The organism is Arthrospira sp. PCC 8006 (assembly GCF_046480465.1).
GTDB classification, from domain to species: domain Bacteria; phylum Cyanobacteriota; class Cyanobacteriia; order Cyanobacteriales; family Microcoleaceae; genus Limnospira; species Limnospira platensis.
The window spans coordinates 1-292 of the sequence record NZ_PKGG01000646.1; the positions used below are offsets into that span (position 1 = coordinate 1).

Annotated in this window: 1 protein-coding gene; it reads left to right on the forward strand. The window is 77.1% G+C overall.

Annotated features, from left to right (window positions below):
- On the forward strand, positions 1-292 hold a 292-nt coding region (locus B9T16_RS29720), incomplete at both ends, for an NTP transferase domain-containing protein (protein WP_410246497.1).

Sequence of the window (292 nt, forward strand, 5' to 3'; positions counted from 1 at the left end):
CGACCCGACGTCGCCGCCATCGTGCTCGCCGCTGGCAAGGGCACCCGGTTCCGCTCCGACCTGGCCAAGGTGCTGCACCGCGCGGCGGGCCGGTCCCTGGTGGGGCACGTGCTCGAGTCCCTGCGGCCGCTCGGCCTGGGCCAGGTCATCGTCGTGGTCGGCCACCAGCGCGATGCGGTGGCCACCGAGGTCGCGTCGCTCGGCGTGCCAGGGCCCGTGACCGTCGTCCAGGACGACCAGCGCGGCACCGGCCACGCGGTCCAGGTCCCGCTGCCCGCGCCCGCCGACGGGA